We start from the raw sequence: 13,560 nt of genomic DNA on the forward strand, positions 1-13,560 counted from the left end.
ACAACCTTGCAAGCACCCGTGCGTACGAGGTTCCGGACCACCCAAAAGGACTTTATTTTTTTTGACATTGTTTCCCAAAACAGAATCTTTGCTTTCATTTTCCAAACCCACCGAATTTTTTTCAACCTGCTGTTGCTCTTGACGTTGTTCCAGTTGTTGTTCCTGTTGCTGCTTTTGCGATTTTGCCCCATCCTCCGAACACCCGGCCGTCGTTGCTGCCATCATCACGGCAAATGCCAAAATCATTTTTGCAAGTTTGCTTGCCATATTCAATTTCCTGCTCCATGGTTGTGTAGATAAAATAAATAGTGAGTGTGTATTTGTCTAAATCTACACATTCAATACGAGCGAAAACAGTTGAAAAAGAAAGTAGGATAAATAGCCAGGATTTCATCATTTGATATAGCCCTTCTTTTTCATTTCCTCTCTGACTTTTATTCGTATTTCTTCATTTGTTTTTTCATTGCAAAAATTGAAGTTTTTTTCGTAATTGTTGCCGAAACAAGGTCCATTCATCTCCTGTTTTCTTGCTTCAATAGCTTTGTCCAAAAGGGCGTTGCTCATAAGGCTGTCTAGAATGAACGTTACGTCATTTTTGTATGCCGTTGTGTCTAATCTAGATGCGCATGACCGGAAATCACTACAAATTTTGCTGACCACATCTATGAACAGTTCCGTATCCTTGGTATATTTCCATTTTTTTATAAATTCTTTTTCCGCTCTAATAAAGGCTCTAACTCCAACCATGATGGAATCATTTGGATCATAATCCTTATAAGTGACTATTCTGGAGCTGTCCAACGGAATTATTCGCTTTTTCTTGTGAGGTGTAATTGCTGGAGGGGTGGTCAATTGTATTTCCGCTGACTGAGTTTCATTCACGTCTTTCTTTTCCGAACATCCGAACATCATAGCCGCCACCACTGCGAAGGCTAAAATCATTTTTGCGAACTTGCTAGCCATATTCAATTTTCTACTCCATGGTTGTGTAGATAAAATAAATAGTGAGTGTGTATTTGTCTATAACTTTTATTTAGGTGAAGTTTTTTTTGAATAGCATAACTTTATGCTAATTGAAATATTTGTCTCATTAGAAGACAAATCTTCATCTGAGAGGCTGGATTTCGCTCACCCGGGAAGTAAGGCTGTTTTTGAAAGACAACGTGATGTAAGAATCATAAGCGTCACAATTCGCAATTGATTTTGACGTGAGAGCAATTACGCTGAACACAGCGAGCAGCTTCATCACATGGCAGACCTTTACAACCTTGCAAGCGCCCGTGCGTACGAGGTTCCGGATTTTGCGATTTTGCCCCATCCTCCGAACATCCGATCATCATAGCCGCCGTCACGGCAAATCCATCGCAAAAATCGCAAGTTGCATTAGAATTCCAAAAACCATTCTTTGATGAACTCCCTCCACATTCTGAAACCCACGTTCCTGTGTATGTGAAACGAGAACCTTCGCCTCCCTCAGAAAAACATTCGTTTGCGTAGTGGTCGTGCATTAGCGTTTCAATAAGCGATATCGCATTTTCCTTGCTAAGTCCACCTTCTTCTATATAAGGTGACAATTTTTCACAATATTCTACGGCAGAAGAAATCGACAAAAAATAGTTAGATAAAGTAAAATTTTATTCATTTAATTGCACATTCCCTTCTTTAAACACTCTTTCATCATCTTTCTAAACAATATTTCTGGGTCGGGTTTATGTGGTGACTGGTTTCCTTTTATTTGGTCAAGAGAATCATTGTATTTTTTTACTTCTGTGACGTACAATCTAAAGGAATCTTTTTCCATCTTTTTTTTCACTTTTAATTCGACCAGAGAATCCAATTTTTTTTCGTCCGTTTCAATAAGGAATTCTTCCGTTAATAGTTTCGCTTCATCAACTTTTGCTTTTTCAATCAGACGTTTTTCCTGTTGTTGCTTCTGCGATTTTTCTCCATTCTCCGTACATCCGGCCATCGTTGTGGTCGCCACGGCAAATGCCAAAATTATTTTTGCAAGTTTACTTGCCATATTTAAACCTCTTTTACCTAATATAACCAATCAGGAATTTTATCGGGCAGGGTTGTTTAGATAAAGTAATTCTTTTTGGCGGTAAAAAAAAACGGCCCGGCTTGAACCGGGTCGTTTTTCAATTGCATTTTGTCGCGGAACCTGTCCGCGCACTCGCCTTTACAGGAGTTCTGCAATCTGGACAGCGTTCAGTGCAGCACCCTTACGGATCTGGTCGCCGGTGAGCCACAGAGTGTTGCCGCAATCGTCAGCGAGATCCTTACGGATACGGCCGACATAAACGTCGTCGTGACCAGCGCTTTCCAGCGGCATGGGGTAGACGTAGTTCTGCGGATCGTCCTTCAGGAATACGCCCGGAGCGTTCTTGAGGGCTGCGCGGATTTCTTCGACGGAAACCGGCTTTTCGGTTTCGAACCACACGGATTCGGAATGAGAACGGAGAGAGCTAACGCGTACGCAAGTTGCACTGGTGCGAACATCGGAGTGCATGATCTTACGGGTTTCGTTGAACATCTTCATTTCTTCCTTGGTGTAGTCATTTTCGGTCATCTTGTCGATCTGCGGAATGACGTTGTAAGCCAGCTGGAAGGGGAACTTCTTGATGTGGGTGGTAGAACCGGTTTCAATGATGTCCTTGTACTGCTGCTGGAGTTCTTCCATAGCAACTGCACCTGCACCGCTTGCGCTCTGGTAAGAGGAAACGCGGATCTTCTTGATGTGGGAAATCTTTTCGATGGGGTTCAGAACCACAACCATCATGATGGTGGTGCAGTTGGGGTTTGCGATAATGCCGCAGCCACCGTTTTCGGCCTTGTGCAGCGGAATGTCGCAAGCGTTCACTTCGGGAACGACCAGAGGAACGTTGTCCATCATACGGAAGTAGCTGGTGTTGTCGACGACGACTGCGCCATTTTCTACAGCAATGGGTGCAAATTCCTTAGAAACTGCAGCGCCTGCGGAAGAGAGAACCAGGTCGACACCCTTGAATGCATCGGCGCAGGTCAGTTCGACCTTCAGCTTTTCACCCTTGAAGGTGAATTCCTTACCGACGCTACGTTCGGAAGCGAGAAGCTTGAGGTTCTGGAGAGGGAAGTTGCGCTGTTCCAAGATGGAAAGCAGTTCCTGGCCAACGGCACCGGTGGCGCCCATAATAGCTACGTTACGAATCATTGTTGATCCTGTTGTTCTATTGGTTGTGGTTTATTGTTTGATTTCAAATTTTCGATATCGTTCCGGAAGCGGTCCAGATAGACGTTCATCTGGGCAATCTGGCTTCGAGTCTGCCTGTATTGCACAAGCTGTTCCTCGGGGTTATCCTGGAGCGTATAGTTGTAAAGGGAATAAGCGGCCAGACGGGCGCTTTCACTTGCCTGAATCAGTTCGGAGTGAGCTTCGCTGGACTCGTGGGGGTGGAACAGTCCCAGAACCTTCTTGTTCAGGGCAACGGCATTGTTGTTGATGGCCAATGCCTGTTGGCTACGAATCTCGCGTTCGCTTTCGCTGATGTTGGCAGGGAGAGGTTCAAAGACGTCGATGGAGTTCGAGATGTCCAGCATGCGTCGAATGACGGATTCTGCCTCGTCTACATAGCTCTCGAGACGGCTGTTGGCGAATTCCCTGTCAGAAGAAGCGGGGGCGCCGATTTTAGATGCGGCGTACTGCTTTGCCTTGTACTGAACAGCCTTGCCTCCGTCGCCATTTTCGAAGGAGGCTATGTAGTCCTGGTAGCGGGCGTTCTGTTCGGCCAGTTCCCTCGGGTTGTATTCCGAAGTGGGAATGAACGTGGGGCGGTCCCAATAGGCGATTCCCAGGAAGCCTGCCAGCATAAATACGGCAAGGAAGATGTTTCCGCTCATGGTGGCTCGGTCTTCGCTACGGATGGCGTAGATGATAGACAGGATTGCCATGCTGGCGAAAGTCAACAGCAGGCCGCCGTCGCAGTTGTAGGTGATGTAGGTGTTCTTGGCGAAGTAGAACACGCAGTCCATGGCTACAATCAAAATAGACAGAAGGACTCCCAGAATCTTCTGACTGCGGGTATAGGCTGCTGCTGACTGGAGAATCGCCGTAAAGGTGATTCCCAGCGGAAGCACGAGCATTAATGCAATGTCTGCGACTTGATGGTTCATCTAGTTAGAACGGCAGGTCTTCGTCTGCGCCTTCGGCCATGGGAGCGTCGTAGGCGGGAGCGGAACTCTGCTGGTTGAAACTGTTACCCTGATTGAAACTACTGCCCTGGTTGAAGGAGCCGCCGCCGAAATTGCCGCCGTTCTGGTTGCGGGGAGTCAGAAGCTGGAAGGTATCCAGGCTGACTTCGGTGGCGTAGCGCTTCTGGCCGGAAGTCTGGTCGGTCCAGCTGCGGTTGGTGAGAGAACCTTCGACATAGAGGGTCATGCCCTTGTGGACGCCCAGCTGTTCCATGGTTTCGGCAACCTTGCCCCAGCCGACGATGTTGTGCCAGTCGGTCTGTTCCTTCTGTTCGCCGTTGTTGTCGCGGTAGCGGCGGGAAGTTGCCAGGGAGAAAGACACGCGCTTACGGCCAGTGGGACCTGCGCTAATGACGGGATCCTTGCCGATGTTACCAATGAGCATCACTTTATTGAGATAAGCCATAATTAATCCTATTTTTATTTTTTTGTTTCTACGGGAGCAAAGATAAAAAAAACGAATGTCATTAAACTGTCAATTTGAAAAACCAGAGCATTTTGCAAACAATATGCGACATTTTTTGCTCAAATAACTATCTTAAAGCAGCAAGTTTAAAGGCTAAAGGTACGAGGCTGGATATTAGATATGAGTTGTCAGATACGAAATCTTATAATCGCGCCGAAGGCACCAAAGTTAGGTATGAGGTATCAGGTATGAGGGCGGAGCCTGTGGCTCCTTTCAGCTAAATAATCGCGCCGAAGGCGCCATATTTTAACTCATAACTCATAACTCATAACTCATAACTCATAACTCATAACTCATAACTCATAACTCATAACTCATAACTCTTCACTCTTCACTCTTCACTCTTCACTATTAACTACTAACTAACCATGGTTACTCTCGCTCTTTCCAATTTCGAAAAGTCTTTCCCTGCCGCCCTCCGTGGCAAGCGCCTTGGCGCCGTTCTCCATCCCGCATCTGTTTGCGCTGACCTGAGCTATACTCTTGATCTTCTGAAGTCCTATGATGGCAAGCTGTTTAAGTTGTCTGCATTGTTCGGCCCCCAGCATGGTATCAAGGGCCACACCCAGGACAACATGATTGAATGGGAAGGCTACACCGACCCGGAACTTGGAATTCCTGTTTACAGCCTTTATGGCGAACACCGCGAACCTACCGCCGAAATGCTTTCTCACGTGGACGCCCTCCTGGTAGACTTGCAGGATGTGGGTGCCCGCTATTACACCTTCATCTGGACTCTTTACCTGTGCATGAAGGCTTGCGAAAAGTTGGGCATTCCCGTTGTGGTCGTGGATCGCCCGAACCCCATTAACTGTGTGGACGAAGAAGGTCCGGTTCTGGATTTGAATTACACAAGTTTTGTGGGCCTCCACAGCATCCGTACCCGCCACGCCAAGACTATCGGCGAATTGGCTGAACAGTTCAAGGCTGAATGTTTCCCCAAGTGCGAACTTTACGTGATGCACATGGAAGGTTACGATAAGAAGATGTGGTACGACCAGACTGGTCTCCCGTGGATTCTTCCCAGCCCCAACATGCCGACCCTGGATACCGCAATCGTCTATCCGGGTATGTGCCTCTTTGAAGCCACCAACGTCAGCGAAGGCCGCGGAACTACTCGCCCCTTCGAAATCTTTGGCGCGCCCTTCATCGATGCGGTTAAACTTTGCAAGTACATGAACGGTCTGAAGCTGCCGGGTGTGTACTTCCGCGAAAACTACTTCCAGCCTACCTTCCACAAGGGCGCTGGCCAGATTTGCGGTGGTGCCCAGATTCACGTTCTGGATCGCGACAAGTTCCGCAGTTTCGATATGGCTATTAAGCTTTTGCAGTACATCTTTAACGAATATCCCAAGGATTTCGCCTGGAAGCAGCCGCCTTACGAATACGAATTCCACAAGCTGCCCATCGACATCTTGCTGGGCAATGGTACCTTCCGTAAGGAATTTATCGAGTCTTCTATCTAATTATTAAAGTTAGACTTGTGCGAAAGCGTCCGCTGTGGCGGGCGCTTTTGCTTTATGCTTATTACCCATAAAAAATGGTGATTCTTGTTGAAATTCTTATAATACAATTTTATATTATGAACTTCGTTGGGTATGGTATTGAAGGAGAGGTGTCATGTTTCAGGAACGTCTGGACGAATTCCTGCGTAAGCAGGATACATTGGAAAATGTCTTCTTTTGGGTGACTTTGGGCCTTGTAGGCCTGGCATCGTTCATGTCTGCAGTTTCCTCTGTTGTTGAAAAGCTGCCGGGATCGACAGTTACTTTTTGCTTTTTCTGCTTCTTGTGTGTTGTCCTCCTGGGGGTTCTCGCCAAGATAACTCAGAAAATCTCGTTTTGCTATGTGGCGCTGTGCCTTTTGATGTGCGGCATTATCCTGCCTCTTCAGTTTTTCATGTATGGCGCTCTGAACAGCAGTATCATCATCTATTTCTTTGGCTCGGTGTTCCTCTGTGCGCTTCACGAAAAGAGGGCGACCCGTTATATGTTGATCGCCTTTGCCATTGTGTCGGGCGAAGCTTCTTTTGTGGTGTCCTGGCTGCATCCGGAGTGGGTGACCAACATCGATGCCGAAACCACGTTTATCGATTATTGCGCCACTTATCTGGTGCTGTCCATTTGCCTTGGTGCGACGACTTCGTATTTGCTGAAACTTTATGCCTTGAACCAGAAAGACAAGGACGAACTTCTGGAGAAACTGCGGTATCTGGCCGAAAAGGATCCGCTGACCGATTTGTACAACCGTCGCCATTTTATTGACTACCTGTCGAAAACGGTATGGCATGATCGCAAGGATGGCTATTACGTGTTCATGTACGACATCGATAACTTCAAGGAGATTAACGATACTTACGGCCATCCTTTTGGTGATATGGTGTTGCGCGGTGTTGCGACTATTGGGCGCAGCGTCGAGGATGCCTGCAAGGGGGAATGCGCTGTTCGTTATGGTGGCGAGGAGTTTATCCAGCTGATCCGCGCCAGTTCCATGGAAATGGCCTTTGCCAAGGCGGAATATATCCGCACCCAGGTCCGTGGAATTGCCTATGCCGACAAGCCCGAGATGGTAATATCCATCAGCGGCGGTTTGGTCTGTTGCGGCGATGAAGCCTTTGAAAGTCAGAATAAGATTTTGAGTGGGGTAGACGCCTTGTTGTACAAGGCTAAAGCTAACGGAAAAAATCAGATCTGCAAGGAATAAAAGTCTTGCTTTAAATATGAAAAAAGTCCGAGTCTAGAGTGAACTGACCCGGACTTTTTGTATTGTTCTTTTTTGCGAGAAAAATAGGCTCTTCATCAACATGTGTGGGTGGCTTCGCCACCCTTTTTTGTTGACTTTCGCCTAAATTAAACAAAAACTTGACGTTTTTTTTGTATATGGATGTATTGTAGAACTGATTACAGAAAATCTAGAAAGTATCTCTATATCCTTATAAATACTACAATTTTGTATTGTAGATTTGATAAGAAAATTATAATGTTCTATATTGTCTATTGTGAAAAGCGTTGTTGAATATTTGGATTACAGAAAGTTTATTTCGGATTTTTATTCGGAACGCAAGGCCATGTACGGTTTTACATGGCGTGAATTCGCCCGCATTGCCGGATTTTCCAATCCCGTGTATCTGAAACAGGTTGCTGATGGTAAGTACAATCTGAGCACGGAGGCGGCAGAACGTGTGGCCAAGGCCGTGGATTTGGTTGGCATTGAATCGACTTATTTCAAGTTGCTCGTTTCTTTTTCCAATGCCAAGAACGACCGCCTGCGTCAGGCCGCTTTCGTCCAGATGCAGGCAATTGCCAAGAAACGCAAGAGCACCGCCTTAATCGACGATGTGTTCAAGTTATTTAAGTCTTGGAAATACTCGGTGATTCGTGAATTGGCTGTGTCGATGGACTGCCCGACACCGGTAGAAATTTCCAAAATGTGCTACCCTGAAATCCCCACGGGTGAAGTCAGCGCTGCATTGAAGCTGATGTGTAAGTTGGGGGTGCTGGTTCTGGACGGAACAGGTAATTATCACCAGACGTCGAAGGTTCTTTCCATGATGGATGAGGCGAAGCCCGTTGCTTCCACGAACCTGCAACGTGAAATGGGGAACCTTGCCCTGGATGCACTTAGTGAATTGCCCTTTGCAGAGAGAAGCATGAGCGGACTTACGATTGGCATTTCCTCAAAAAATTATGAACGCATTGTAAAGGAAATTGCAGATTTTAGAAAAAGGATAACGTCGATTGTTGTTGAAGACGAAAAGACCGAACAGGTCTATAGATTGAATTTGCAATTTTTCCCGTTGTCAAAAAAATTGAAAAAATGAAAAAGGCCGTTTTATGAGAAAAAATGTCTTTGGCTTGATTGTTGTTGTTGCTTTGTCGTTGATGCATATTGCTTGTTCCGATAAGGATAAAACTGCTGGCGGTGTTGTGGAAGATCAGGGGGTTGTGGCCATTGTCGATAAGACCGTTGCGGGAGTATCCCAGAAGGGACCGTTCGTAAATGGGTCTTCCATTCTGCTCTTTGAAATGGACGGAAATTATGCCCAGACTGGCAAGAGTTTTCCGGGTAATATTTCCAGTAATAAGGGGGATTTCTCCCTGCGCAATGTTTCCCTGGTGTCTCAATACGCGACTTTGGTGGCAAACGGATACTATAAGAATGAAGTAACTGGTAAGACCTCCTCCGGCACAATTCAGCTAAATGCTATTACGGACCTAAGTGCACGCAGTTATGTTAACGTCAATTTGCTGACTCATCTGGAATATAGGCGTGTCCTGACGCTTTTGGATTCCGGCTTAGCCATGTCTCAGGCAAAGAAACAGGCGGAAACTGAAATTTTCAAATTTCTGGGATTCGATGAAAATACTGTTGGAAATGACGTGGAAAACTTCGAGGATCTGGATATTTTCAATTCCGGAGAGGGTGATGCGGCCTTGCTTGCTATCTCTATCCTAACGCAGGGTGATTTGGTAGAAGGTGATTTGACTGAACGTTTGACAGAAGTGTCTGAGGGTTTGACGGATGCAAAATGGAATGGCGATTCCTTGAAGACTGTAATGGCCGATTGGGCTGTTGATGCGCCCCTTGCGAAGATTCGTGGGAATGTTGTTGATTGGAAATTCTCTGATAAGGTTCCTGATTTCGAAAAGTTCGTGAAGAGATTCTGGTGGAATAACTACGGACTTGGAAATTGCGGTTCAAACAATAAGAATGATTCTGCATTTAATGCCAATAAGTTGAGTCGTCTTTATGAAAAGAAATTTGTTTGTGATGGAAACGATTGGAATCTGCAATATGATGTATCTAGCAAGACTATTTTGAATACATGGAACGGAAAAAATGGATCGAAGAATATTTATGTAAATGGCGAACGATTTTCCAACTGGTATTCTGTAACGGACTTGCAGTATCCTGCAGGGAGTACCGAGTTCATCTTTGGCATGGGAAGCGGTGCGGATAGCGTTATTTCCAGTGAAAAAATAGCGGCTTGTGGCGGCCATTGCGGTACCGTGATTTTTTCTGGATGGAAGGATGATGAACATTCTTATTTGAACTGGGGCATTACTGGATTTTGGCTGGACACGGATAACGTGGGCGTTGATGCTTCTGAATGGAGTGGGCTTTGTGTGACCTATCAAAAGTCAACGGATGGGGTTATGTATCTCTACCTAGATACAGATCACGAAGATGATTCTGATAAGCTTCAATATGCCTTTATGCCTGCCGGCCAGCCTACTACCGTGAATATTTCCTGGGATGATTTCTCTCAGGAAGGGTGGGGCATCCCTTTAGACGTGCATGAGTTAGTGAAAAACCTAGTTCATGTGAATTTTATGTTTAAAGCGGAGCCGAATACGGCTATAAAGTTTAATATTCTGGAAGTTGGTCCTTATGGTAAGTGTAGCGGAGACGTGGAATCTCATTTTGATGTGGAAAAAACATTTGAACCCTGGACTGCCGAAAAGGGCGTTCGCGTAATGACGGACTTGATTACGGATACGGTGGCGGTGAGCTGGGCCGGTAAATGGTATGCCTGGACCGATGGAAATGACGGATCTTCGACAATCTTGAATCTGGGACCCGACGATGATAATCCCATTCCGACTATTAAGGATGATAGGGTTCAGGATGAAGTTATAAAGAAGTGTGAAGGACTCTGCGGGACCATCCATTTTGGGGATTCTTTGCGTATCAGCGACGGTAAAGGTTATGATGCGGCTCCATGGGCTGTGGAAAAGGTGTCTTTGGTGCAAGATGATGTTCATGGGGAGAGTGCTCTTGATTGGCTTGGCCTTTGCATGGAGTACGTTTCCGATGTGGATATTCAAATGACCGTGGTTTCTGATGTAAAGGACGGAGGTGAAGGATGGGTAAAATTTATTGCTCCTAAAAGCAAGGAAAAAACTGTGATTGACATGCTTTGGAGTGGCTTTAAACAAATGGACTATGCCAAGAAGAAAATCTCAGTGGAGGAATACATTAGAACATTGAAAGCCTTGTTCATTTTTCAATATGGAAAACCCTTTGATGAAGCCTATTTCAACATCACGAAACTAGGGGCTTACGGGACTTGTGGTATAGCTTACAATCAAAGCTAGCTGAGATAAAAGCTCTTCATTGCTTATGTGCTCACCGGACTGGTGAGCTTTTTTGTATTGTACTTTATTGATTTGCTGTATTGTTGTGTTTGAATTTAATGATGCCGTGTGTAAATTCTTCTTATCAATTGAAAATATTGTTAAGGAGATAATATGAATAAAAAAAAATTGGCTGTCGGTGGTCTGGCGGTAACTGCTCTCGTTGCGGCAATGAGTCTGACAGCGTGCTCTGCAGAAAACGGCGTTGATGGCAAGGATGGGGTTGCTGGTATTGACGGCAAGGATGGTACCAATGGTACCGATGGTACCGATGGTAAGGACGGTATTGATGGCAAGGATGGCGTAAGTTGTTCTGCCAAGGCTCTGGAAGACGCTTCTGGCTATACCCTTACCTGCGGTGACAAGGAAATTGGTAAGATTTTAAATGGTAACGATGGTATCGAAGGAAAGGCTGGCGCAAGCTGCTCTGCTGCACCAAACGCCGATACCACGGGCTATGTAATCAGCTGCGATGGTAAGGAAGTTGGCTTGATCAAGAATGGCGTTGATGGCAAGGATGGTGCATCTTGCTCCGCTACGCCTCTTGATGATGAAACGGGCTTTACCTTGACATGTGGTGAAGACGAAATTGGCGTAATCAAGAATGGTACCGCGGGTACCAGCTGTTCTGCAGCGCCCAATGCTGATGCTACTGGTTATGTTCTTACTTGCGGAGGTGTGGAAGTCGGTACCATACTGAATGGAAAAGATGGTGACGACGGTACTTCTTGTTCTGCAGTAGAAAATGTAACAAAGACGGGTTATACTCTTTCTTGCAACGACGAAAATGTTGGTACGATTTTACATGGAACAAATGGTGATGACTGCGTTGCCGAGGCTCTAAAAGATGGTTCCGGTGTGATGATTACCTGTGGTGAAGGCGAAGGTGTCAAGCTGACCAACGGTAAGAGCGTTACCTGCGAGGCTACCGATTACTCTGGTGCTGATGGTACTGGCTACACCATTACTTGTGGTGATGAAGCCCCCTTCACTATCTTGAATGGTGCAAAGGGTGATAAGGGTGAGAAGGGTGAAAATGCCAAGACCATCTACACCATGGCTATGATGAATGGCGGTGGTACTTTGCGCGAATATGTTGTTGATGCTAGCGGAAATTTGACTCCGGGTAGTGTTGCTGATGCGGATAAAGGCGTTGGCAGTTTTAAAACCTGGATTGGTGCAGATGTTTCTGCAAAGGGTGTTTACAACATGACAACCGGTTTGGATGACGGAAAGGGAGAATCCGGATGGTGGTTCACTTTCGATGATCGGTTGAACGATAACGGATCTTCTATGGTTGTGCTCCCTGCTCAAGTTGGTGAAAATAAGTCCATGGATGCGGTAGTTGATGCTTGCCAGGGGTTCTGCGGCTCCGTCAATTTGGATGAAGGTGCTGGTTCTCCTTTTGCAGGTGTAGGTTTTAGTACCGTAAATGGTAAAAAGTATGAATCCTCCTATAACAAGGGTGGCGATGTTTCTAACTGGAACGGCCTTTGCTTGGCCTATTCTGCTGGTGGCACCCAGGGATTAAGCTTGAACGTTAAAGTTCAGCATCCGTTTGAAAAAACGGTTACGGAATACAACAGCTATCGCGTTAATCTTCCGGTCAATAATTCTGCCATTGTCAACATTCCTTGGAGCGCTTTTGCTCAAGATGCTGGCTGGGGTAAGACACCCGCAGGAGGCTTTGCCGAAATTCTGGATCAGGCAGCAGTTGTTCTTCTTGAATTTGCTGGCAATGCTGGTGAAGCCGGCTACTTCAACATCCAGAAGATTGGTATGTACGGTCGCTGCGGTGATGTTGTTAACCCGTACGAAGGCATTCCTCAGTATGAATTCGTAGCAGGAACCAACATCATTAAACCGTTCACTGCTTCTAGTGATGACAAGAGTTCTGAATTCAAGACCTGGAGAGGTGTTGATGGTCAAAGTAAGTTCCCTAATGGTGAAGGCTGGATGTTCTTCTACACGGATAAAAATGAAGACGATCCAGAAATAGCTGCTGCTAATAAATCTGATTTTATTTTCCCTGTCAGCTATGAGGCAGATCATAATTTTGTTAAGAGTCATGTGGAAGCCTGTGATGGCATCTGCGGAACACTTTACTTGAAGACATCCACAACGGGTGCGACTCAGAATCGTTATGCTAGTCTCTATACAGACATTAAGGCGGATACGGACAAAGGCTCTGATTTGAGTGGCATTAAGGGTCTTTGCTTGACCTATACGCTTAAGGGTGATGTTGACTATGTATATCTGCGAATTGACCCGATTGATGAAAAGAACACCACTGGTTATAACTATCATCGTAAAGCTTTACCGCAGGCAGAGACTCCTATTACCTTGAATGTTCCGTGGAGCGAATTCAAACAAGCTAAGGATGGTGAAGGCAATCTCTTTTTTGGTAAGGAAAAATCTATTGACTATGTCGTGAAACAGTCTCAGTCGATTCAGGTGTTCTTCGACGGCGAAGCTGGCCAAACTGCTGATTTTAACATCATGCAGCTTGGTGCCTACGGCAACTGCCAGTAATATGTCAAACATTACTGAAATCGAAAACGCATAATTCTCTATGATATAGCAAAGGGGGCTGTCTTTGACCATGCCCCTTTTTGTATTGTAGAATTCGTTTTGTTTGTATTGTTCTATTTGATTTTGCCGGTTTTGCTTTTAAAATTGCACTGGTGAATGAAAATGTTAATTTTAGAGAAAGCTGTGTAGATGGTG

Annotated in this window: 11 protein-coding genes; 5 read left to right on the forward strand and 6 right to left on the reverse strand. The window is 45.6% G+C overall.

The features are described from left to right. Window positions 1-121: 121 nt before the first annotated feature. From BUB94_RS16830 to BUB94_RS09700, 6 genes are all read right to left on the reverse strand, one after another. Complete coding sequence (locus BUB94_RS16830; protein WP_073236530.1) at window positions 122-397, reverse strand: hypothetical protein; 276 nt, start codon at window positions 395-397, stop codon at window positions 122-124. Further along, the gene (locus BUB94_RS09680) at window positions 394-963 is read right to left on the reverse strand and encodes a hypothetical protein (RefSeq protein ID WP_073236533.1); all 570 of its coding nucleotides are present in this window, start codon (window positions 961-963) and stop codon (window positions 394-396) included. The genes BUB94_RS16830 and BUB94_RS09680 overlap by 4 nt, the downstream gene beginning before the upstream one ends. Before the next feature lie 679 nt (window positions 964-1,642). Beyond that, on the reverse strand, window positions 1,643-2,023 hold the full coding sequence (locus tag BUB94_RS09685) for a hypothetical protein (RefSeq protein ID WP_073160379.1): 381 nt from the start codon (window positions 2,021-2,023) through the stop codon (window positions 1,643-1,645). A gap of 159 nt (window positions 2,024-2,182) precedes the next feature. Then, window positions 2,183-3,193 (reverse strand): aspartate-semialdehyde dehydrogenase, encoded by a 1,011-nt coding sequence (locus BUB94_RS09690; RefSeq protein WP_073160381.1) that lies wholly within the window; start codon window positions 3,191-3,193, stop codon window positions 2,183-2,185. Next, entirely contained in the window at window positions 3,190-4,152 is a 963-nt protein-coding gene (locus tag BUB94_RS09695) for a hypothetical protein (protein ID WP_139260189.1), read from the reverse strand. The genes BUB94_RS09690 and BUB94_RS09695 overlap by 4 nt, the downstream gene beginning before the upstream one ends. A 4-nt stretch (window positions 4,153-4,156) precedes the next feature. Then, window positions 4,157-4,636 (reverse strand): single-stranded DNA-binding protein, encoded by a 480-nt coding sequence (locus BUB94_RS09700; protein WP_073160383.1) that lies wholly within the window; start codon window positions 4,634-4,636, stop codon window positions 4,157-4,159. Between the two features lie 428 nt (window positions 4,637-5,064). Here BUB94_RS09700 and BUB94_RS09705 point away from each other — a divergent pair, with 428 nt between their 5' ends. From BUB94_RS09705 to BUB94_RS09725, 5 genes are all read left to right on the forward strand, one after another. Next, window positions 5,065-6,162, forward strand: a complete 1,098-nt coding sequence (locus BUB94_RS09705) for an exo-beta-N-acetylmuramidase NamZ family protein (protein WP_073160385.1) — start codon at window positions 5,065-5,067, stop codon at window positions 6,160-6,162. 154 nt (window positions 6,163-6,316) lie between these two features. Continuing rightward, the gene (locus tag BUB94_RS09710; RefSeq protein WP_073236536.1) at window positions 6,317-7,399 is read left to right on the forward strand and encodes a GGDEF domain-containing protein; all 1,083 of its coding nucleotides are present in this window, start codon (window positions 6,317-6,319) and stop codon (window positions 7,397-7,399) included. 295 nt (window positions 7,400-7,694) lie between these two features. Next, window positions 7,695-8,516, forward strand: a complete 822-nt coding sequence (locus BUB94_RS09715; protein WP_073236689.1) for a TIGR02147 family protein — start codon at window positions 7,695-7,697, stop codon at window positions 8,514-8,516. A gap of 13 nt (window positions 8,517-8,529) precedes the next feature. Beyond that, window positions 8,530-10,794, forward strand: coding sequence for a hypothetical protein (locus BUB94_RS09720; RefSeq protein ID WP_073236539.1), 2,265 nt, complete (start codon window positions 8,530-8,532; stop codon window positions 10,792-10,794). Between the two features lie 153 nt (window positions 10,795-10,947). After that, the gene (locus BUB94_RS09725) at window positions 10,948-13,365 is read left to right on the forward strand and encodes a hypothetical protein (RefSeq protein ID WP_073236542.1); all 2,418 of its coding nucleotides are present in this window, start codon (window positions 10,948-10,950) and stop codon (window positions 13,363-13,365) included. Window positions 13,366-13,560: the final 195 nt, after the last annotated feature.

The sequence above is a fragment of the Fibrobacter sp. UWH9 genome (genome assembly GCF_900129715.1).
In the GTDB taxonomy this organism is placed as follows: Bacteria; Fibrobacterota; Fibrobacteria; order Fibrobacterales; family Fibrobacteraceae; genus Fibrobacter.

Bases quoted from the DNA above. Each gene is read 5' to 3' on its own strand.
- BUB94_RS09720 (WP_073236539.1), top strand. From the start codon at position 8,530: ATGAGAAAAAATGTCTTTGGCTTGATTGTTGTTGTTGCTTTGTCGTTG.
- BUB94_RS09700 (WP_073160383.1), bottom strand. From the start codon at position 4,636: ATGGCTTATCTCAATAAAGTGATGCTCATTGGTAACATCGGCAAGGAT.
- BUB94_RS09695 (WP_139260189.1), bottom strand. From the start codon at position 4,152: ATGAACCATCAAGTCGCAGACATTGCATTAATGCTCGTGCTTCCGCTG.
- BUB94_RS09690 (WP_073160381.1), bottom strand. From the start codon at position 3,193: ATGATTCGTAACGTAGCTATTATGGGCGCCACCGGTGCCGTTGGCCAG.
- BUB94_RS16830 (WP_073236530.1), bottom strand. From the start codon at position 397: ATGATGAAATCCTGGCTATTTATCCTACTTTCTTTTTCAACTGTTTTC.
- BUB94_RS09725 (WP_073236542.1), top strand. From the start codon at position 10,948: ATGAATAAAAAAAAATTGGCTGTCGGTGGTCTGGCGGTAACTGCTCTC.
- BUB94_RS09710 (WP_073236536.1), top strand. From the start codon at position 6,317: ATGTTTCAGGAACGTCTGGACGAATTCCTGCGTAAGCAGGATACATTG.
- BUB94_RS09685 (WP_073160379.1), bottom strand. From the start codon at position 2,023: ATGGCAAGTAAACTTGCAAAAATAATTTTGGCATTTGCCGTGGCGACC.
- BUB94_RS09705 (WP_073160385.1), top strand. From the start codon at position 5,065: ATGGTTACTCTCGCTCTTTCCAATTTCGAAAAGTCTTTCCCTGCCGCC.
- BUB94_RS09680 (WP_073236533.1), bottom strand. From the start codon at position 963: ATGGCTAGCAAGTTCGCAAAAATGATTTTAGCCTTCGCAGTGGTGGCG.